Here is a 19,389-nt window from a genome sequence, read left to right as displayed (position 1 = left end):
GGAGAAGCGGCCCATCGGACCAGCCCGCTCCACCCCGCGCGGATCCGCGCCGTCGCCGCTACGCCGTCGTCGACGCGGGCACTGAGCATCTTGGCGCTGCCAACGTGCCGCTCATCGCGGCGGTCCATCGACCTGTCCGGGCCGTACAGCTAGCTGGGCAGGACGAGCACCGTGTCGGGGACGATCAGGTCCGGGTTGGTGATGACCGAGCTGTTGAGCGCGAAGATCTCCGGCCAGCGGGAGGCGTCGCCGAGTTGCCGTCGGGCGATCCCGGACAGCGTGTCTCCTCTGCGGATGACGTAGATCCGGGGTCGCGGTTGCATCGGGGGTCCGCTCGGCAGGGTGAGCACCTGTCCGGCGAAGATCCGGTCCGGGTGCCGGATGAGGGCGCGGTTGAGCAGGAAGACCTCCGGCCAGCGGGCGCGGTCACCGAGCCGGTCCTTGGCGATGCTCGCCAGGGTGTCGCCGGCCCTGACGACGTAGGTGGTGCTGGAGCTCGGCTCGCCCATCACGCCGGCGAACCGGAAGAGGTCCGCCAGCTCGAACGTGCCCGGGGTGGCGCCGGGCAGGGAGGGGACCCAGTTCGGCACACCGAGGATCGAGTCCTCGCTGCGGCGGACCAGGCCGATCAGCACCTCGGCGACCAGGACGCTGCCCACCGGGCCGAGACGCGCCCCGCCGTGGTGCTTCGCCTCGGCCAGCACGTAGAACCACAGCGGGGTGCGGTCGCGGAACCCGCCGGCGGCGAGGGCGTCGACCTGGGCCTGGCTCCCCGCGGCGGCGTCGATCTCCGCCGGCGTCAGCACCGGGAGGCCCAGGTGACCGGCCACGGCCTGGCCGGTGGGGATCCTCAGCCGGTAGCCCCGCAGGAGGTTCCGGACGGCGAGCCGTGCAGCGTCGGGCGGGGTGGCCACCTGGCCGGTCAGGGTGGTGAGCGCGAACAACGCCCGGCCTCCTGTCGCGGCGAGCCTGGTGTCGATGCGACGGGCCTTGCCGACGTCCGGGCCTCCGAGGATGTTCTCCCACTCGATGATCCAGTTCTCCGGGAGCGTGTCGGTGTCGGTCGGCGCCGCGCCGATCTGTCCGCTGAGCGCGGTGAAGGTGAACAGCAGGTCGAGGCTGGCGGGGATGCCGGCGAGGTTGAAGTTGACGTTGAAGTCGTAGGCCTGCCGGACCATGGAGTGCCCGAACCGGTAGGCGGCGACCGCGAACTCGAGGGGCATGAAGAACGGTTCGGACAGGGCGTTGAACCACCGGTTGCCGTTCGTCACGACGTCGTCGACGACAGCCGGGTCGGCGACCCGCTTCAGGAAGTCGTGGACGACGATGTGCTGGTAGTGCTGGCGCAGCACCCGCCGGGCCTCCTCGAAGGTCCGTCCCTCGTCGACCAGCGCGTTGTGGGCCTTGAGGAAGGCGACGTGCATCTGCGCGACGATCGTGTTCTCGTCGTTCCGGGGATCGCCGATGAGCGCCGCCCGGTCGTGCAGCGGCTCGTCGACCGCTCGCGGTTCACGGGGGAGGTCGTTGTCGTCGGACTTGCCCGGCGGCCGGAGGAACGGCTCCGACGTCTCGTTGAGCTCCGTCACCAGCCCGATCCGCATCTTGTTGCCGTCGGCCGGGTCCCGTGGAGCGGGCAGTCCGTACAGGCTGTCCAGGTCGAGAGTCGCGGACCGGAAGTTGCGCAACGCGTTGCGGATCTCCGCCAGCGGCATCGGGACCAGCGCCGGGTCGAGCAGCGCAGTGATGCCACCGGAGACCGGGGGAGGGAAGTCCTGGACCTCGAGCGTGATGTCGTGGTCGACGAACTGGCCGAAGTAGGTGTAGGCGGCGGGGATGGGGGCGTCGTTGTCGCCCCCCTGCACGTCCGGGTCCTCCATCGTCCGGCCGAGCGCCTTCAGCTTCTGCGGCGTGTCCGGTGCCTGGGGCAGGAGGTTGGCACTGTCGGCCTGCAGCGACGGGAACAGGAAGTCGAAGTCGTGGACGTCGACCGGCGGCGGAGCGAGGGCGAAGGCGAGCGAGACCTGCGAGCTGCGTTCGACGAGGAGCTCACGAGCCTTCTCGACGTCCCCGGTGGTGGGAACTGCTCCATGTGTGAGTCGAGGCATGACTTCCCCGTTCCGAAGCGGGTGTGACCAGCCCGGCGCCGCCGACGGCAAGGCGGGCGCCCGGCCGGTGAGGACCAGCCGGCGAGCGGCTCCCACCAGCGGCCCCCAGGGTGCTGACCAGGCGTCACCACCGCGTCACGGGCGTCGCTCGCCGTGGAGGATGCGCGGGTCAGGCGTCGCGGCGCTGCAGCAGGACGACGCCGACGAGCAGCGGCAGGACCCACCAGGCGGTGAAGGCGAGGTAGCCGCTCCACGGCCCGACCGATCCCGGCGGCCCCTGCACGAAGACGAGCTGCTGCCCGGCGTTGCTGGTGAACCAGCGGCTGACCGCGTCGCCCCACGCGCCGGGGAGCAGCTGCACGAGCCCCGGCACGACCAGCAGTCCTGCCACGGCGGCGACGATGCCGCCGGGGGTGTGGCGCAGCAGAGTGCCGAGGGCGAAGCCGAACATCCCGCTGCCCAGCAGGTAGAGACCGCCGCCGAGGACGGCCCGCAGGACGCCGGGTTCGCTGAGCGACGTGTCCAGCTCGGTGGAGGCGAGGAAGGCCTGGCCGGTGAAGAAGGACAGGAAGGAGGTCGCCGTGCCGACGACGAGCGCGACGACGGCGAACACGACGGCCTTGCCGACCACCAGCCGCCAGCGGCGCGGCACGGCCACCAGGCTGGTGCGGATCCCGCCGGTGGAGTACTCCGCGGAGATCACCATGACCCCGAGGACCGCGAGCGCGAGCTGACCCAGGGAGATCCCACTGAGGGCGGTGCCGGTCGAGTCGAAGGCGGCGCGCTGGGCCTCCGGAGCCTGGTCGAACGTGGTCGCCGTCCCCCAGCAGATCAGCGCGGAGAAGCCCACGGTCGCGACGACGAGCGCGAGCAGGGACCAGGCGGTGGAGCGGACCGAGCGCAGCTTGGTCCACTCCGAGGCGATGACCTGCGCCAGGCCAGGGGACCCGGCCGACGGGGCCGACGGGCGGGTCGGGACGGCGGTGCTCACGGCTGACCTCCGGTCAGGGCGAGGTCGTCGGCCTCGGCGTGGTACTCGACGCTGTCGCGGGTCATCTCCATGAAGGCCGACTCGAGGGACGCCCGCTGCTCCACGAGCTCGTGCAGGGCCAGGCCGTGCCTGGCCGCCAGGTCCCCGACCTCGGCACAGCCGAGCCCGGTGACGTGCAGGGCCCCGTCGGACTCCTCGACGCCGGCTCCCTGCTCGCTCAGCAGCCGGGCCAGCTCCTGCAGGCGCGGCGAGCGCACCCGCACGGTCCCGGTGGAGCCCCGGGCGATGAAGTCCTGGGTCGAGACGTCGGCCAGCAGCCGGCCCTTGCCGACGACCAGCAGGTGGTCGGCGGTGACCGCCATCTCGGTCATCAGGTGGCTGGAGACCAGCACCGTGCGGCCCTCGGTGGCCAGGGCCCGCATGACGGTGCGGATCCAGACGATGCCCTCGGGGTCCAGCCCGTTGACCGGCTCGTCGAACATCAGCACCGGCGGGTCGCCCAGCAGGGCGGCGGCGATGCCCAGCCGCTGGGACATGCCGAGCGAGAAGCCCCCGATCCGCTTGTCGGCGACGGCGGCCAGCCCGACCAGCTCGAGGACCTCGCCGATGCGGCGGCGGTCGATGCCGCCCGCCTGCGCGAGGGCGAGCAGGTGGTTGCGGGCGCTGCGGCCGCCGTGCACGTCGCGGGCGTCGATCAGCGCGCCGACCTCCCGCAGCGGCGCTGGGCTCTGGACGTAGGGCCGGCCGTTCACCAGCGCGACGCCGGACGTCGGGCGGTCCAGGCCCAGGATCATCCGCATCGTCGTCGACTTCCCCGCGCCGTTCGGGCCCAGGAACCCGGTCACCACGCCGGGGCGGACGGTGAACGACAGGTCGTCGACGGCGAGCACGTCGCCGAACCTCTTGGTGAGGCCTCGCGCCTCGATCACAGGGACTCCTTCGACGAGACGGCGGCGGGCGGGGGCACGAGGCTCGTGCCCTCCCACCCTGGCACGTCCGCCACCCCCACCGGGCGACCAGCCGGCGCGGGCGAGTCGGCACCGGGTGGAACGAGCAGGAAGCGCGTCGGGAGCCGCGGGGGGCCGGCTCCCGACGCCTCCACCGCCGCACCAGGACCGCTCGGGGAGGACGGCGTGGACGGGTCCAGCCCGCCACCCCTGAGCGGCGGTCAGCCGCCCGGGCGGAGGCTGACCAGCAGGGGGACCTCGCCGTCCTGGACGACCCGCTCCTCCTGGTCGAGCAGGGTGAAGCGGCGCTGCAGGACGCCCGCGTCACCCCTGCTGGTCAGCCTGGTCCCCAGGATTTCCACCCGGCAGCGGACCGTGTCGCCGATCCGCAGCGGACGCCGGAACCGCCAGTCGTCGATGCCCAGCAGCGCGACCGAGCAGGACTCGAACACCCCGATCCGCGAGGCAAGACCCATCGCGACGGACAGCCCGAGGAGCCCGTGCGCGATCCGTTCGCCGAACCGCCCGTGCCGGGCCAGCTCCGCGTCGGTGTGCACGGGGTTGGTGTCCCAGCTCCAGCCGGCGAAGGTGACGACGTCGGTCTCGGTGATGGTGCGCGCCTGGCTCAGGAACACCTGCCCGGCCTCGAAGTCCTCGAAGGAGTGGCCCGCGCTCACCGGGACGCCGCCGTCCCGCGGACCCGGACGAGCACCCGGCCCGCCGCCCGGCGCCCGTCGATCTCGCGGAGCGCCGCGGCCGTCTCCTCGAGCTCGAACACCGAGCCGATCGGCGGGTCGAGGGCTCCGGACCGCATCAGCGGCACCAGGTCGCGCCACTGCCGGCCGACGTGCCCCGGGTGCTTCCGCCAGAACTCGGCCGAGCCCGCGCCCATGACCGTGGTGTTGGTCAGCAGCAGCCGGTTGACCTTGACCGTGGGGATGTCCCGGCCGGTGAACCCGAGGACCACCACCCGGCCCTCGGGGGCCAGGGAGCGCAGCGAGTCCGTGAAGCGGTCGCCGCCGACCGGGTCGACGACGACGTCGACGCCCCGGCCGCCGGTCAGCCGGCGGGCCTCGTCGCGGAAGCCGTCGACCGGCACGACCTCGTGCGCCCCGGCGGCCCGGGCGACCTCGCCCTTCTCCGGGGTGGACACCACGGCGATGACCTGCCCGCCGTAGGCAGCCGCCAGCTGGCAGGCCGCGGTGCCGACGCCGCCGGCGGCGCCGTGGACCAGCACGGTCTCACCGTCCTCCAGCCGCGCGCGGCGGAGCAGCGCGAAGTGCATGGTGAGGTAGTTCAGCGGCAGCGCCGCACCGGCGTCGAAGGGCACCTCGTCCGGGAGCGGGAAGACCATCTCCGGGTCGACGGCGACGGTCTCGGCCAGACCGCCGGTGACCGGCATAGCCGCCACCCGGTCGCCGGTGGTGAAGCCGCCGGCGTCCTCGCGCACCACCCCGGAGACCTCCCAGCCGGGGGTGAACGGCAGCTCGGGACGCAGCTGGTACTCCCCACGGGTCTGCAGCACGTCGGGGAAGACGACGCCGGCGGACTCCACGTCGACGAGCACCTGACCCGGCTGCGGCACGGGCTCGGGGACGTCGCGGACCTCGACGGCGTCCGGACCGGTCAGGGCGGTGATCAGCGCTGCGCGCACGGATCTCTCCTCGTGGTGTCGCAGGGGCACGACGTCGGTCCCGCGGGCCGGGTCGCCGGTGGCACGGTCAGTCAACTAGCTCCGGTCGCGGTCTGTCCCGTGGCCGCACACGGCGATCCCCATGTGGTCCCGGGCCGGCAGCACCGCACCGGGGCGGCGATGGGGGCCGGGACGGTGGACGGCGCCCGCGCGGTTCCGTCGATGGGCATCGACACGTGCGGCGGGGCGCCGCTACCGTTCTCGCAGCGGTGACCGAGGAAGGTGCGCAGCCATGGTGGACGGCATGCACGACCTGGGCGGGCGGCACGGCATGGGCGCGATCAACCCCGAGCCCGACGAGCCGGTCTTCCACTCCGACTGGGAACGCTCCGTGCTGACGATGTTCCCGGCGATGGCCATGGCGGGGGCGTTCAACCTCGACCAGTTCCGCTACGGCATGGAGCAGATCCCGGCTCCGGAGTACCTGACCTCCCGCTACTACGAGCACTGGCTCCATGCGATGGTCCACTACGGGGTGCAGGCGGGGATCTTCGATCCCGACGAGCTCGAGCAGCGGACCCGGCACTACCTCGAGCACCCGGGCGAGGGTGCCCCGAAGGCCACCAAGCCCGAGATGGTCGAGGCCCTCCGCGGCCTCATCGCGCAGGGCGACGACTACCACCGCGAGACCGACCAGCCGGCGAAGTACGCGGTGGGGGACAGGGTGCGTGTCCGTCCGGAGGCCTCCACCACCCACACCCGGCGCAACGCCTTCGTCCGCGGGCACGTGGGCGACGTGGTGGCCGCGCACGGTGCCTACGTCTACCCGGACACCAATGCGCTGGGCCAGGGGGAGTGTCCCCAGCACCTGTACACGGTGAGGTTCACGGCGGTCGAGCTGTGGGGGAGCGAGGAGCCCGGCGCCGCCAACTCGGTCGTGCACGTCGACCTGTGGGAGCCCTACCTCACCGATCCCTGACCGGACCCCCGCGTCCACTGCACGTCCATCGAGAAGGCAGGTCCGAGCATGTCCGCGGAAGCCACCATCAACCCCGTCGCCGGCCAGGGACAGCGAACCGACGAGGAGATCGCCGCCCGGGTCAAGGCGATGGAGGCCATCCTGGTCGAGAAGGGTCTCATCGGGACCGACGCGATCGACTACATGTCGTCGGTCTACGAGAAGGAGGTCGGCCCGCAGCACGGCGCCCGCATCGTCGCCCGCGCCTGGGTCGACCCGGAGTTCAAGGCACGGCTGCTCGCCGACGCCACGGCCGCGTGCAAGGAGCTGGGCGTCGGCGGCCTGCAGGGCGAGGAGATGATCGTCAAGGAGAACACCGAGACGGTCCACAACATCGTCGTCTGCACCCTCTGCTCCTGCTACCCCTGGCCGGTGCTCGGCCTGCCGCCCAACTGGTACAAGTACCCGGCCTACCGTTCCCGCACGGTGCGCGACCCCCGCGGCGTGATGGCGGAGTTCGGGCTCGAGCTGCCCCAGGACGTCGAGGTCCGCGTCTGGGACTCCAGCGCCGAGCTGCGCTACTTCGTCCTGCCGATGCGGCCGGCCGGCACGGACGACCTCACCGAGGAGCAGCTGGCCCGCCTGGTCACGCGCGACTCGCTCATCGGCGTCACGCAGGCCCTGTCCCCGGAGTCCTGACCGTGGAGGGCATGAACGCGCGGCCCTCGCCGGACACGAGGGAGCAGGTCGACTCGCTCCTGGACGTGCTGCCGTTCGGCGACCGCATCCCCCGGAGGTCGGAGGACCTGGCCTTCGACCAGGCGTGGGAGATCCGGGCCTTCAGCATGACGGTCGCTCTCCACCGGGAGCTCGGTTTCCCGTGGGCGGAGTTCCAGCAGCAGCTCGTCGAGGCGATCCGCTCGTGGGAGGCCGCGCACGACGACCTGGGCCAGTGGAGCTACTACGAGCGGTGGATGGCCGCCCTGGAGGAACTCGCGAGCCGCAAGGGCTGGGTGTCCCAGGCCGAACTGGACGCGCGCAGCCGGGACGTCCTGGCCCAGCCGGCCAACAAGGACCACCAGCACGCCGCGCGGGAGCCCGTCGCGGTGGTGGCCTCGGCGTAGGCGGCTCGACCGCCGACGGTCCCGTTCCGGCGTCGCCGTCCTGGCGCTCCGCCGGGGTCACTGCCCGGCGGCGTCAGCCCCGTCCGGGCCCCGTCCCTCGTCCCCTGCGTCCCCGGGTCGTGGTCGGGGGGCGCCGGGGTCGGTGCGCTCGAGGCGCTGACGGATGGCCGCGACGTTGAGCGCCAGGTCCTCGAGGGCCTCCACGGCGCGCGTCGCGAGCGCGAAGGTGAGGTTCTCGCGCTGCCGCTCGGGGGTGGGCTCGAGGTCGCCCGTCGGGCTCCCGGCGCCCGTGCGTGGACGACGCGTCGCCTCCGCCCACGGGTCGTCCCCGCCGCGCTGCTCGCCGAACATCTGGCGCAGCATCCGCTGGGCCATCTCGAGGAACTCGCCCGGGTCGGGCTGGTTGCTCGCCATCGGTCCACCCTCAGCTCGTGTCGGGCGCGTCCCGGGGCCCGGGATGGCCGGTGCGCCCAGCGTACGACCGGCGAGCCGCCGCCGGGGGGCGGCGGCCTACTTCAGGGTGGCGAGCTGGATGAGGTTGCCGCAGGTGTCGTCCAGGACGGCGGTGACCACGGGCCCCAGGTCGGTCGCGTCCTGGGTGAACTGGACGCCCAGCCCCTTGAGCCGCTCGACCTCGGCGTACACGTCGTCGACGGCGAACGAGGTGAACGGGATCCCGTCGGCGACCAGCGCCTGCTTGAACGGCCCCGCCGCCGGGTGGCCGTCCGGCTCCAGCAGCAGCTCGACGCCGTCCGGGTCGGCGGGGGACACCACGGTGAGCCAGCGGTGCTCGCCGGCGGGCACGTCGGTCTTCGCGGTGAACCCCAGCTTCTCGGTGTAGAAGGCGAGCGCCTTGGCCTGGTCGTCGACGAGCACGCTGGTGATGTTGATCCGGATCACGGGGGGTCTCCCTCTCGGTCGATGGGCCACCGCTCGACGATCGAGCGCAGCGGCCTGGTGTCGATGTGGTGGAACTTGTACCGGCCCTGCCGCCGGGTGCGCACCAGGCCGGCCTGCTCGAGCACCGCGAGGTGCTGGGAGACGGCCTGGCGTGAGGAGGCCAGGCCGTGCTTCATGGTCAGCCGGCCGCAGATCTCGAACAGCGTCTGGCCGTCCCTGTCGGTCAGCTCGTCCAGGATGGTGCGTCGTGTCGCGTCGGCGATCGCCCGGAACAGGTCGGGCTCCGCGTCCACGGGACAGGTATAGGCAAGCTGTCACTTGCCTGTCAAGTAGCGGCAGCCGTCCCGTTGAGCAGGACCCGGCCGGCACCTAGCGTCGTCCCGGTGACGACGACCTCCGCCGCGGCCGAAGCGGTCCGGCACTCGACGGCGACGACCGGGGCTGCCGAGCTGGTCCCGGCCCTGACGGCGGTGCTGCCGGCCGGCCGGGTGGTGACCGACCCCGACGTGCTGGCCTCCTACACCCACGACGAGGCCGAGTGGGCCGACTCCGCGCTCCCCGCCGCCGCGGTCCGGCCGCGCACCGCGGAGGAGGTCCAGGCCGTCGTCCGGGCGTGCATCGAGCACCGCGTCCCCGTCGTCCCGCGCGGCGCCGGGACCGGGCTGTCCGGTGGGGCCAACGCCACGGCCGGCTGCGTCGTCCTGTCGCTGGAGGCGATGGACGCCGTGCTGGAGGTCGACGAGCTGGAGCGGTTCGCCGTCGTGCAGCCCGGGGTGGTCAACGACGACCTGCGCGCCTCCGTCGCCGCGCACGGGCTCTGGTACCCGCCGGACCCGGCCAGCTCGCCCTGGTCGACCATCGGCGGGAACGTGGCGACCAACGCCGGTGGGGTGTGCTGCGTGAAGTACGGCGTCACCCGCGACTACGTGATGGGTCTGCAGGTGGTCACCGGCACCGGCGAGCTGGTCCGGCTGGGCCGCCGCACGGCCAAGGGCGTCGCCGGCTACGACCTCACCGGCCTGATGGTGGGCAGCGAGGGCACGCTGGGGATCGTGACCGAGGTCACCGTCCGGCTGCGCCCGCTGCGGGACCCGGAGCGCACGGTCGCCGGCCACTTCGACTCGGTGGTCGCCGCCGGGGAGGCCGTCACCGCGGTCGCCGCCGCCGGGCTGACCCCGTCGGCCCTGGAGCTGGTGGACCGGCACTGCCTGGCGGCCGTGGACGCCTGGAAGAACATGGGCCTGTCCGCCGACGCCGAGGTCGTGCTGCTGGGCCGGGTGGACACCCCGGGAGCCGCCGGGGACGTCGAGGCCGAGCAGATGCTGGCCGCCTTCCAGGGCGCCGGTGCGAGCTGGGCCGCGGTGAGCACCGACGCCGAGGAGGCCGACGCGCTCTTCGCCGCCCGCCGGCTGGCCTACCCGGCGCTGGAGCGGCTGGGTCCGGTGCTCACCGAGGACGTGTGCGTGCCCAAGGCCGCCGTCCCGGCGATGCTCGCCCGGATCGAGCGGATCGGCGCGGCCCACGACGTCGTCATCGCCAACATCGCCCACGCCGGGGACGGCAACCTGCACCCGCTGCTGCTCACCCCGCCCGGCGACGACGCCGCCCGCGACCGCGCCCAGCTCGCGTTCGCCGAGATCATCACCGCCGCCCTCGAGCTCGGCGGCACGGTGACCGGGGAGCACGGGGTGGGGTTGCTCAAGCGCGACGGCCTGGCCGCCGAGGTCTCGCCGGCCGTGCTGGCCCTGCACCGCGCGGTCAAGGCGGCACTCGACCCGCACGGCATCCTCAACCCGGGCAAGGTCTTCGCAGCCACCCCGGGGTGACCGCGGAGCAGCCTGCCGGCGTGCGGACCGGCTGCCTTGACGAACCGCGGGGATGCGCAGAGCATCCGGGCCGACCGGTGCGGCAGCCCGGACAGCCCCCGCCCGTCCTGGAGGTCACCGACCGATGACCGCCACCTTCGCCTCCCCTCGCATCGAGGCCGAGCAGCGGCCCGACGGCCGGCTGCTGCTGCGGTCGGCGGAGGCGCTGGCGCCACATCCGGTCAGCGTCGTCCACTCCTTCCGCGCCGGCAGCGAGGCCCATCCCGACCGGCTGCTCGTCGCCGAGCGGGTGGGGGACCAGTGGGCACGGCTGACCTGGGGCGAGGCGCGCGCGCAGGCCGACGCGCTCGCGCAGGGCCTGCTCGACCGCGGCCTGGCCGACCGGCCGGTGATGGTGCTGTCCGGCAACAGCCGGCTGCACCTGGTGGTCGCGCTGGCCGCCCTGACCGCCGGGGCGCCGCTGGTGCCGACCAGCGTGGCCTACTCCCTGCAGAGCACCGACCACGGCAAGCTGAAGGCGATGGCCGACCTGGTCCAGCCGGGGCTCGTGGTCGCCGAGGACGCCTCCTTCGCCCCGGCGGTCGCGGCCGTCGCCGCAGGCCGGACGGTGCTCAGCCCGGACCCCGCGCTGACCGGCGCGCTGCACCCCGGCGACCTGGCGGTCCCGCCGACCGGGGAGGTCGACCGGCGCAGCGCGGCGCTGCGCCGGGAGGACGTCGCCAAGGTCCTGTTCACCTCGGGGTCGACCGGCGCGCCGAAGGGCGTGCTCAACACCCACGGCATGCTGTCGGCCAACCAGCAGCAGGTGCGCCAGGCCTGGCCGTTCCTCGTCGAGGAGCCCCCGGTGCTGCTCGACTGGCTCCCGTGGAGCCACACCTTCGGCGGCAACCACGACACCAACCTGGTGCTCACCAACGGCGGCACGCTGTGGATCGACGACGGCCGGCCGGTGCCGGGCCTGGTCGAGCGGACGGTGCGGAACCTGGCGGACGCCCGCCCGACGGTCTACCTCAACGTGCCGGCCGGGTACGCCGCGCTGCTGCCGCACCTGGAACGCGACCCGGCGGCGGCGCGCGCCTTCCTGTCCCGGCTCCGGCTCGGCTTCTTCGCCGCCGCCGCGCTGCCCCAGCAGCTGTGGGACCGGCTGCAGGCGCTGTCGGCCGCGCACGGCGGCGCCATGCAGATGACCACCGCCTGGGGCCTGACCGAGACCGCGCCGGCCGCGACGTCGGCCCACTACCCGATCACCCGCAGCGACGTCCTCGGTGTGCCGCTGCCCGGGGTGGAACTGGCCCTGGTCCCGCACGGGGACAAGACGGAGGTCCGGGTCAAGGGCGCCAACGTCACCCCCGGCTACCTTGGCCGGCCGGACCTCGACGCGGCGGCCTTCGACGACGAGGGGTTCTTCCGCACCGGCGACGCCGTCGCCCTCGCCGACCCCGACGACGTCGCAGCCGGGCTGCTGTTCCGCGGCCGGATCGCCGAGGACTTCAAGCTGTCGACCGGCACCTTCGTCAGCGTCGGGACGCTCCGGCCGGAGCTGCTGTCCGCCGCCCGGGGCCTGCTCACCGACGCCGTCATCTGCGGGGAGAACGGCCCCGAGGTCACCGCGCTGGTCTGGCTGCACCCGGACGCCGCGGCGCGCTGCGACGACGACGGCGTCCCGGACGGCGGTCTGCGCACCGAGCTCGTCGCCGCCCTGGACCGCCTCGCGGCGGCTGGGGGTGGGTCGTCCCAGCGGGTCGAGCGGCTGCTCGTGCTGCGCGAGCCGCCCGCCCTGGACGCCGGGGAGATCACCGACAAGGGCTACGTGAACCAGCGCGCGGTCCGGGAGCGGCGGGCCGCGGAGGTCGCCCTGCTCGGTGCCGACCCCGCCCCGGCACGGGTCGTCGTGCGGGCCTGAGGCGTGCCGGCCCGGTCCCGCCCGGGCGACCGGGCCGGTCAGCCGCGGATCGTCGCGATCACGTGCGGGTACGCGGCCGGGTCGATCCGGGCGTCCACCAGGCACGGCCCGGCACCGGGCCGGGACAGCGCGGCCGCCAACCCGGCGGCGTCGGTCACGACCGTGCCGGGCACGCCCATGCCGGTGGCCACCGCGGCGAAGTCGACGGGCCGGTAGCCGACGGCGCCCGCGCCGCCCTGGCCCTCGCCCTGCTTGAGCTTGATCAGCGTCAGGGTGGCGTCGTCGAAGACCACGACGGTGACGTCCAGCCGGAACCGGGCGAGGGTCTCCAGCTCCGCGAGGACCATCCCGAGTCCGCCGTCGCCGACGAAGCACGCGATCCGCCGCCCGGGCCGGGCGAAAGATGCGCCAATCGCGGCCGGAAGCGAGAACCCCATGGTGGCCAGGCCGTTGGAGATCAGCACCGAGCCGGCCTCCTCGGTCTGCCACAGCGGCATCGCCACCAGCATGTGCGCCCCGGCGTCGACGGTCAGCGGCACGTCCCCGAGCACGTCCCGCGCGGTGCGCACCACGTCGTGCGGCGTCAGCCGGTCCGAGGTCCACTCCAGTCGCTCCAGGTCGCGACGCCGGGTCCCGGCGCCGGTCCCGGGCGCCCACTCCGGACGGCCGGAGGGCAGCAGGTCCGCCAGCAGCCGGCCCGGGTCGCCGGTCACCAGCACCGGCTCGCCGAAGTACGCGGTCCCGACGGGATGGGAGTGCAGGAGGACGACCGGGGCGGCGTACGACCAGGTCCCCGGGAGCGGCTCCACCGGGTCCAGCCCGACGCCGAGGACCAGGTCGGCCCGCTCCAGCAGTGCCCGCTCGATCGCCGCGCCGGTGAACAGGCCGGCGTAGCCGGACCAGGACTCCGGCACCGTGCCCTTGGCCTGGTAGGTGGTGAGCACCGGGACGTCGGAGGACCGCAGCGCCGCCCGGACCGCACCGGCCTGCGGCACCGCGTCGACGCCGAGGACGACGACCGGACGGCGCGCGCCGGCCACCAGCTCGCGGGCCCGGGCCAGGGCGGCGGGGTCGGTCGGGGCCGGACGCGCCGGCACCTCGGGGGCGGGGTCGCCGGGCGTGGTCGGGTCGAAGGCCAGGTGGACGGCGCCGGCCGGTGCGGTGAGCGCCAGCCGGGCGGCCGCCGCGGCGACCCCGGCCGGGTCCCGGGTCCCGAGCGTGCCGCTCCACTTGGTCAGCGGCTCCGCGACGGCGACCTGGTCCAGGCGCTGGTGGGCGGTCCGCGGTGCGGAGGCGCGGGAGACGGTGTCGCTGACCAGGACCAGCGGGGCGCGGTCCAGCGTCGCCGAGGCCAGGCCGTTGGCCGCGCTGGTGAGCCCCGGACCGCGGGTCACCACCGCGACGCCCGGCGTCCCGGTCAGCCGGCCGTAGCCGGCGGCCGCGATGCAGGCGGCGGTCTCGCCGTGCACCAGGACGAAGTCGATGCCCAGGTCGGCGGCCGCGCCGATCATGTCCAGGTTGGGGCCGCCCCCCGGCACTCCGAAGAACTTCTGCACGCCTGCGGCGCAGAGGCCCTCGGCGAGCGAGCGGGCCAGCTCTCGTGCAGTCACGCCCGGTCTCCTCCTGTGGCGGGGCACGGCGCTCCTCCGGGCCGTGCGTCACCGTAGCGGTGACCTCCGTCACGTCCCGTCCTGGACGGCGTGCGGGCGGCTGGCTACAGTCCGCCGGATCCGCCGGCAGCGGCGCCGGCGGGAGCCGTGAGCAGGGAGCGCGCATGACCATCAAGGTGGCCAAGTTCAAGGACGTCGCCGACGGGACCCAGCCCGGTCAGTTCACCGTCGGGGACCACGACGCGGTGCAGACCCTGGACGACCTCGACCCGGTCTACAAGCAGCTCCTCGACGAGCCGGTCACGGCCGTCGTCGCCGTCATCGGGGACACCGGCCGGGCCAACCTGACCCCGGTCTGGTTCGACTACGAGGGCAACACCGTGCTGCTCAACCTGGCCACCCACCGCAAGAAGGTCGACTGGCTGCGCAGGCACCCGCAGGCCACCTTCCTGCTGATGAACCCGCAGAACGCCTACCACTGGCTCAGCATCAAGGCCACGGTCGTCCGGGAGGTCTCCGAGGACGACCCGCAGGAGGGGCCGCGGGTCACCGCGCAGCTCAACCGGATCTTCAAGAAGTACACCGGCGGGGACACCTACGCGCTGCGCGACCCGTCCTTCGAGGAGCGCCGCGTGCTGTTCGAGCTCGAGGTCGACTCCGTCGCCACCTTCGGCCGCCCCTGACCGGGGACGCCGGGCGGGGCGGGTACGGCAGTCCGTGGCGGCGATGCCGTCGGTGGCCGTGGTGGGTGGCTCGCTCGGCGGGCTCACCGCCGCGCTGGTGCTGCGGGACGTCGGCTGCGACGTGACGGTGTACGAGCGCTCCTCGTCCACGTTGGAGGCCCGCGGCGCCGGCATCGTGGTGCTCGAGCAGACGCTGCGCCACCCGGTCGAGCGCCGGGGCGTCCCTCCGGAGCGGATCAGCTCGAGCACCGACTGGATCCGCTTCCTGGAGGCCGACGGGACGGTGCGTCACGAGCAGCGGCACCGGTACCGCTTCTCGGCCTGGCACACCATGTACCGGACCCTGCTCGCCGGCCTCGACCCGGACCGCTACCTGCTGGGCCGGGAGATGACCTCGTTCGCCAGCGACCCCGACGGGGTGTCGGTCCGCTTCGCCGACGGGTCCGAGGTCCGCGCCGACCTGCTGGTCTGCGCGGACGGCATCAACTCGCCGTCCCGCCGGGCGTTGCTGCCCGACGTGGCCCCCCGCTACGCCGGCTACGTCGGCTGGCGGGGTGTCGTCCCGGAGGCGGAGCTGACCCCGGACACGCACGCGGTGCTCCAGGACGCGCTGACCTACCAGCTGCTGCCCAACAGCCACCTGCTCGTCTACCCGATCCCGGGGCTGTCCGGGGAGGTGCAGCCGGGACACCGGCTGATCAACCTGGTCTGGTACCGCAACGTCCCCGCCGACGAGCTGCCGGCCTTCCTCACCGACCGGACAGGACAGCAGCGGACGGTCTCCCTGCCGCCGGGGGCGGTCCGGGACGACCTCGTCGAGGAGCTGCGGGACGTCGCCGCCGCCTCCCTGGCCCCGCCCCTCGCCGAGGTGGTCACGTCCGTACCGGAGCCGTTCGTGCAGGCGGTGATGGACGTCGAGGTCCCGCGGATGGTCGGCGGCCGCGCCTGCCTGATCGGGGACGCCGCCTTCGCCGTCCGCCCGCACGCCGCGGCCGGCACGGCCAAGGCCGCCGAGGACGGCTGGGTGCTGGCCGAGGAGCTGGTGCGGGCCGGCGGCGACGTGCCGGCGGCACTCGCGACGTGGGAGGAGCGGCAGCTGGCCCTGGGCTCCGCGCTGCTGGCCCGTACCCGGGAGATCGGCGACAGCTCCCAGTTCACCGGCAGCTTCCGGCCCGGTGACCCCCGCCTGGTCTTCGGTCTGTACGGCCCCGGTCGCTGAGCCGGGTGAGGCAGGGGCAGCCGGGGGCGTGGGCCGGCGGCCGGCAGGTGATACTCACCACCGAGCCAGCCGGCTGCCCGTCCATGCAACGGCGCGTGACGTCCGAGGTGCTGAGATGACCGTCGACCCGACCCCCGACCCCGATAGCGGGGCCGCGTCCCCGCCCGGCCGGGCGCCCCGTTGAGCCTGCCGCACCCGGACCCCGGCGAGAGGTCCGTCATCCCAGTCTTCTTCCTGTCCGACAGCACCGGGATCAGCGCCGAGACGATGGGCAATGCCCTGCTCATCCAGTTCCCCGACCTGTACTTCGAGCGGACGCTGATCCCGTTCATCTCCACCGTCGAGATGGCCCGCGAGGTCGTGGCGCAGCTCGACGAGGCGATGGACGGCCCGGTGACCCCCCTCGTGTTCTCCACCGCGGCGGTGGACGAGGTACGCGAGGAGCTACTGAAGACCAAGGCCCCGATCATCGACTTCTTCGGCATCCACATGAGCCGGGTCGAGGAGCACCTGGGGGCGCGCGGGCTGCACGAGGCCCGCCGGCTGCACGGGGTCGGTGACGTCCGGCGGTACAACGACCGGATGGCGGCGATCGAGTTCGCCATCGAGCACGACGACGGCCTGAGCCCCCGCGGGCTGGACCGGTCCGACGTGGTGCTGCTGGCGCCCTCCCGGTGTGGCAAGACCCCCACCGCCATGTACCTGGCCCTGCAGCACGGGCTGTTCGTGGCGAACTACCCGCTGGTCGACGAGGACCTGGAGACCACCGACCTGCCCGAGCCCGTGGCGGAGCTCCGGGACCGCTGCTTCGGGCTGACGACGACGGTGTCCCGGCTCAGCCGCGTCCGGCAGGAGCGGCGCCCGAACTCCCGGTACGCCTCGGAGGAGCAGTGCCGCTTCGAGCTGCGCCGCGCCACCGAGATGTACCGGACCCACGACCTGCCCACGGTCGACACCTCGGCGGCCTCCGTCGAGGAGATCGCGGCCGTGGTCATCCAGACACTGGCCCGCAGACGCCGCCGCGGCGACCGTCAGCTCCCCGGCCGCGACCCCCGGCGAGGAAGGACCCCCCGTCCATGAGCACCGACACCCCATCCAGGACCGACGGCGACAACGTGCGCTGGTTCGCCGACCTCGGCCTCGGCGACCTCGAGGTCGTCGGCGGCAAGAACGCCTCGCTCGGCGAGATGATCTCCCACCTCGCGGAGGCCGGGGTGAGCGTGCCCGACGGCTTCGCCACCACGGCGGCCGCCTACCAGCGCTTCCTCGGCGACACCGGGCTGGCGCAGCGGATCGGCGAGCAGCTGCGGACGCTGGACACCGACGACGTCCGGGCGCTCGCCGCTGCCGGGCAGGAGATCCGCCGGTCGGTGGTGGAGCAGCCGTTCCCGCCGGAGCTCGAGGCCGACATCCGCGCGGCCTACGAGCGGCTGGCCGGGGATGACGACGAGGTCTCCTTCGCGGTGCGCTCCAGCGCCACCGCCGAGGACCTGCCCGACGCCTCGTTCGCCGGGCAGCAGGAGACCTTCCTCAACGTGCGCGGGATCGACGCCGTGCTGCAGGCGGTGCGGGAGGTCTACGCCTCGCTCTACAACGACCGGGCCATCGCCTACCGGGTGCACCACGGGTTCGACCACGAGGCGGTGTCGCTGTCGGCCGGTGTGCAGCGGATGGTGCGCTCGGACGTCGGCGCCTCCGGCGTCATGTTCACCATGGACACCGAGTCCGGGTTCGACGACGCCGTCTTCGTGACCTCGGCCTACGGGCTGGGCGAGGGGGTCGTGCAGGGCGCGGTCAACCCCGACGAGTTCTACGTCTACAAGCCCGCGCTGCGGGCCGGGCGCCCCGCGGTCCTCAAGCGCGGGGTGGGGGAGAAGGCCACCAAGATGGTCTACACCTCCGACACCGCCGTCGGCCGGACGACGGAGTTCGTCGACGTGGACCCCGCCGACCGGCGCCGGCTGTCCCTGACCGACGACGAGGTCACCGAGCTCGCCCGCCAGGCCCTGCAGATCGAGCAGCACTACGGCCGCCCGATGGACATCGAGTGGGGCAAGGACGGCGTGGACGGGAAGATCTACGTCCTGCAGGCCCGGCCCGAGACGGTGCAGTCCCGCTCGGGCACCACCACCGAGCGGTACCGGCTGACCGGCAGCGGGACCACGGTCGTGGAGGGCCGGGCGATCGGGCAGAAGATCGGCGCCGGAGCGGTCAAGGTGCTCACCGACATCGACCAGATGGCCGAGTTCCGTGCCGGCGACGTGCTGGTCGCGGACATGACCGATCCCGACTGGGAGCCGATCATGAAGCGCGCGTCGGCGATCGTGACCAACCGCGGCGGCCGGACCTGCCACGCGGCCATCATCGCCCGCGAGCTGGGCATCCCGGCCGTCGTCGGCACCGGGACGGCGACCCGCGCGCTGCGCGACGGGGCCGACGTCACCGTGTCCTGCGCCGAGGGCGACACCGGGCTGGTCTACGAGGGCCTGGTCGGCTTCGAGGTGGAGGAGACCCAGCGGGACGCGATGCCGGAGATCCCCACGAAGATCATGATGAACGTCGGCACCCCGGAGCAGGCATTCGCCTTCTCCCGGCTGCCGCACGCCGGCGTCGGCCTGGCCCGGCTGGAGTTCATCATCAACCGGCAGATCGGCATCCACCCGCGGGCCCTGCTGGAGCTGGACTCGCTGGACGACTCCCTGCGAGCCGAGGTGCAGGAGAAGATCGCCGCCTACCCCTCGCCGCGGGACTTCTTCGTGCAGCGGGTCGCCGAGGGCGTGTCGATGATCGCCGCGGCCTTCGCCCCCGAGCCGGTGATCGTGCGGATGAGCGACTTCAAGTCCAACGAGTACGCCAACCTGCTGGGCGGGGAGGCCTACGAGCCGCACGAGGAGAACCCGATGCTGGGCTACCGCGGCGCGTCCCGGTACCTGTCGGCCGACTTCGCCGAGTGCTTCGCGATGGAGTGCGAGGCGCTGCGGTACGTGCGTGACGAGATGGGCCTGACCAACGTCAAGATCATGATCCCGTTCGTCCGGACCGTCGCCGAGATCGAGGGCGTGGTGGCGCTGCTGGGCGAGCACGGGCTGCGCCGCGGGCAGAACGACCTGCAGGTGGTCATGATGTGCGAGCTGCCCTCCAACGCGCTGCTCGCCGGGGAGTTCCTCGAGCACGTGGACGGCTTCTCGATCGGCTCCAACGACATGACCCAGCTCGTGCTCGGCCTGGACCGGGACTCCAGCCTGGTCGCCGGCAGCTTCGACGAGCGCAACCCCGCGGTGCTCGCCGTCCTGGAGATGGCCATCCGGGCCTGCCGGGAACGCGGCAAGTACGTCGGGATCTGCGGGCAGGGCCCCAGCGACCACCCCGACCTCGCCCAGTGGCTGGTCGACCAGGGCATCGAGTCGATGTCGCTGAACCCGGACACCGTCGTCGACACCTGGCTGCACCTGGCCAAGGGACGGGAGCAGGCGCAGCCGGCCGGCTGAGC

18 protein-coding genes are annotated in these 19,389 nt (G+C 73.6%); 9 read left to right on the top strand and 9 right to left on the bottom strand.

The window, feature by feature from the left end:
- Window positions 1–149 precede the first annotated feature (149 nt).
- From ACWIX6_RS12560 to ACWIX6_RS12540, 5 genes are all read right to left on the bottom strand, one after another.
- Window positions 150–2,105, bottom strand: coding sequence for a peroxidase family protein (locus tag ACWIX6_RS12560; protein ID WP_448612766.1), 1,956 nt, complete (start codon window positions 2,103–2,105; stop codon window positions 150–152).
- 169 nt (window positions 2,106–2,274) lie between these two features.
- Window positions 2,275–3,096 (bottom strand): ABC transporter permease, encoded by an 822-nt coding sequence (locus ACWIX6_RS12555; protein ID WP_448612765.1) that lies wholly within the window; start codon window positions 3,094–3,096, stop codon window positions 2,275–2,277.
- The gene (locus tag ACWIX6_RS12550; RefSeq protein WP_448612764.1) at window positions 3,093–4,025 is read right to left on the bottom strand and encodes an ABC transporter ATP-binding protein; all 933 of its coding nucleotides are present in this window, start codon (window positions 4,023–4,025) and stop codon (window positions 3,093–3,095) included. Before ACWIX6_RS12550 ends, ACWIX6_RS12555 begins: the two co-directional genes overlap by 4 nt.
- Window positions 4,026–4,264: 239 nt before the next feature.
- Window positions 4,265–4,720, bottom strand: a complete 456-nt coding sequence (locus ACWIX6_RS12545) for a MaoC/PaaZ C-terminal domain-containing protein (protein ID WP_448612763.1) — start codon at window positions 4,718–4,720, stop codon at window positions 4,265–4,267.
- Complete coding sequence (locus tag ACWIX6_RS12540; protein WP_448612762.1) at window positions 4,717–5,697, bottom strand: NADPH:quinone oxidoreductase family protein; 981 nt, start codon at window positions 5,695–5,697, stop codon at window positions 4,717–4,719. The genes ACWIX6_RS12545 and ACWIX6_RS12540 overlap by 4 nt, the downstream gene beginning before the upstream one ends.
- Window positions 5,698–5,968: 271 nt before the next feature.
- Here ACWIX6_RS12540 and nthB point away from each other — a divergent pair, with 271 nt between their 5' ends.
- The 3 genes from nthB to ACWIX6_RS12525 are packed head-to-tail and all read left to right on the top strand — an operon-like array spanning window position 5,969 to window position 7,758.
- Entirely contained in the window at window positions 5,969–6,655 is a 687-nt protein-coding gene (gene nthB / locus ACWIX6_RS12535) for a nitrile hydratase subunit beta (protein WP_448612761.1), read from the top strand.
- A gap of 48 nt (window positions 6,656–6,703) precedes the next feature.
- Window positions 6,704–7,333, top strand: a complete 630-nt coding sequence (gene nthA / locus ACWIX6_RS12530; RefSeq protein ID WP_448612760.1) for a nitrile hydratase subunit alpha — start codon at window positions 6,704–6,706, stop codon at window positions 7,331–7,333.
- An 11-nt stretch (window positions 7,334–7,344) separates the two neighbouring features.
- The gene (locus ACWIX6_RS12525) at window positions 7,345–7,758 is read left to right on the top strand and encodes a nitrile hydratase accessory protein (RefSeq protein WP_448612759.1); all 414 of its coding nucleotides are present in this window, start codon (window positions 7,345–7,347) and stop codon (window positions 7,756–7,758) included.
- Between the two features lie 57 nt (window positions 7,759–7,815).
- Here the strand turns inward: ACWIX6_RS12525 and ACWIX6_RS12520 are convergent, their stop codons facing one another.
- The 3 genes from ACWIX6_RS12520 to ACWIX6_RS12510 form a co-directional block, all read right to left on the bottom strand.
- Window positions 7,816–8,172, bottom strand: a complete 357-nt coding sequence (locus ACWIX6_RS12520; RefSeq protein ID WP_448612758.1) for a hypothetical protein — start codon at window positions 8,170–8,172, stop codon at window positions 7,816–7,818.
- A gap of 96 nt (window positions 8,173–8,268) precedes the next feature.
- A complete protein-coding gene (locus ACWIX6_RS12515) occupies window positions 8,269–8,658 on the bottom strand; it encodes a VOC family protein (RefSeq protein WP_448612757.1) in 390 nt (129 codons plus the stop codon).
- Window positions 8,655–8,951: an ArsR/SmtB family transcription factor gene (locus ACWIX6_RS12510; RefSeq protein ID WP_448612756.1), complete on the bottom strand. Its 297-nt coding sequence runs from the start codon at window positions 8,949–8,951 to the stop codon at window positions 8,655–8,657. The genes ACWIX6_RS12515 and ACWIX6_RS12510 overlap by 4 nt, the downstream gene beginning before the upstream one ends.
- Window positions 8,952–9,041: 90 nt before the next feature.
- Between ACWIX6_RS12510 and ACWIX6_RS12505 the strand changes: the two genes are divergently transcribed.
- Together ACWIX6_RS12505 and ACWIX6_RS12500 are read left to right on the top strand one after the other, a co-directional pair.
- The gene (locus tag ACWIX6_RS12505) at window positions 9,042–10,484 is read left to right on the top strand and encodes an FAD-binding oxidoreductase (RefSeq protein WP_448612755.1); all 1,443 of its coding nucleotides are present in this window, start codon (window positions 9,042–9,044) and stop codon (window positions 10,482–10,484) included.
- A 124-nt stretch (window positions 10,485–10,608) separates the two neighbouring features.
- Window positions 10,609–12,387, top strand: a complete 1,779-nt coding sequence (locus tag ACWIX6_RS12500) for an AMP-binding protein (RefSeq protein ID WP_448612754.1) — start codon at window positions 10,609–10,611, stop codon at window positions 12,385–12,387.
- A 38-nt stretch (window positions 12,388–12,425) separates the two neighbouring features.
- Here ACWIX6_RS12500 and ACWIX6_RS12495 read toward each other — a convergent pair whose 3' ends face one another.
- Window positions 12,426–13,997: a thiamine pyrophosphate-binding protein gene (locus ACWIX6_RS12495; protein ID WP_448612753.1), complete on the bottom strand. Its 1,572-nt coding sequence runs from the start codon at window positions 13,995–13,997 to the stop codon at window positions 12,426–12,428.
- Between the two features lie 164 nt (window positions 13,998–14,161).
- On the opposite strand from ACWIX6_RS12495, the gene ACWIX6_RS12490 reads away from it, so the two are divergent.
- The 4 genes from ACWIX6_RS12490 (at window position 14,162) to ppsA (ending at window position 19,387) form a co-directional block, all read left to right on the top strand.
- Entirely contained in the window at window positions 14,162–14,680 is a 519-nt protein-coding gene (locus ACWIX6_RS12490) for a pyridoxamine 5'-phosphate oxidase family protein (RefSeq protein WP_448612752.1), read from the top strand.
- A gap of 43 nt (window positions 14,681–14,723) precedes the next feature.
- Window positions 14,724–15,899 carry an FAD binding domain-containing protein gene (locus ACWIX6_RS12485; RefSeq protein WP_448612751.1) on the top strand — a complete coding sequence of 392 codons (1,176 nt, stop codon included), beginning with the start codon at window positions 14,724–14,726 and terminating at the stop codon, window positions 15,897–15,899.
- Window positions 15,900–16,079: 180 nt separating this feature from the next.
- On the top strand, window positions 16,080–16,979 hold the full coding sequence (locus ACWIX6_RS12480; protein WP_448612750.1) for a pyruvate, water dikinase regulatory protein: 900 nt from the start codon (window positions 16,080–16,082) through the stop codon (window positions 16,977–16,979).
- Entirely contained in the window at window positions 16,976–19,387 is a 2,412-nt protein-coding gene (ppsA, locus tag ACWIX6_RS12475; protein WP_448612749.1) for a phosphoenolpyruvate synthase, read from the top strand. Before ACWIX6_RS12480 ends, ppsA begins: the two co-directional genes overlap by 4 nt.
- The last annotated feature ends 2 nt before the right edge of the window (window positions 19,388–19,389 follow it).

Source organism: Modestobacter sp. URMC 112 (assembly GCF_053502575.1).
Note: the sequence above shows the minus strand (reverse complement) of the source record. Positions and strands in the feature narration are given on the sequence as shown.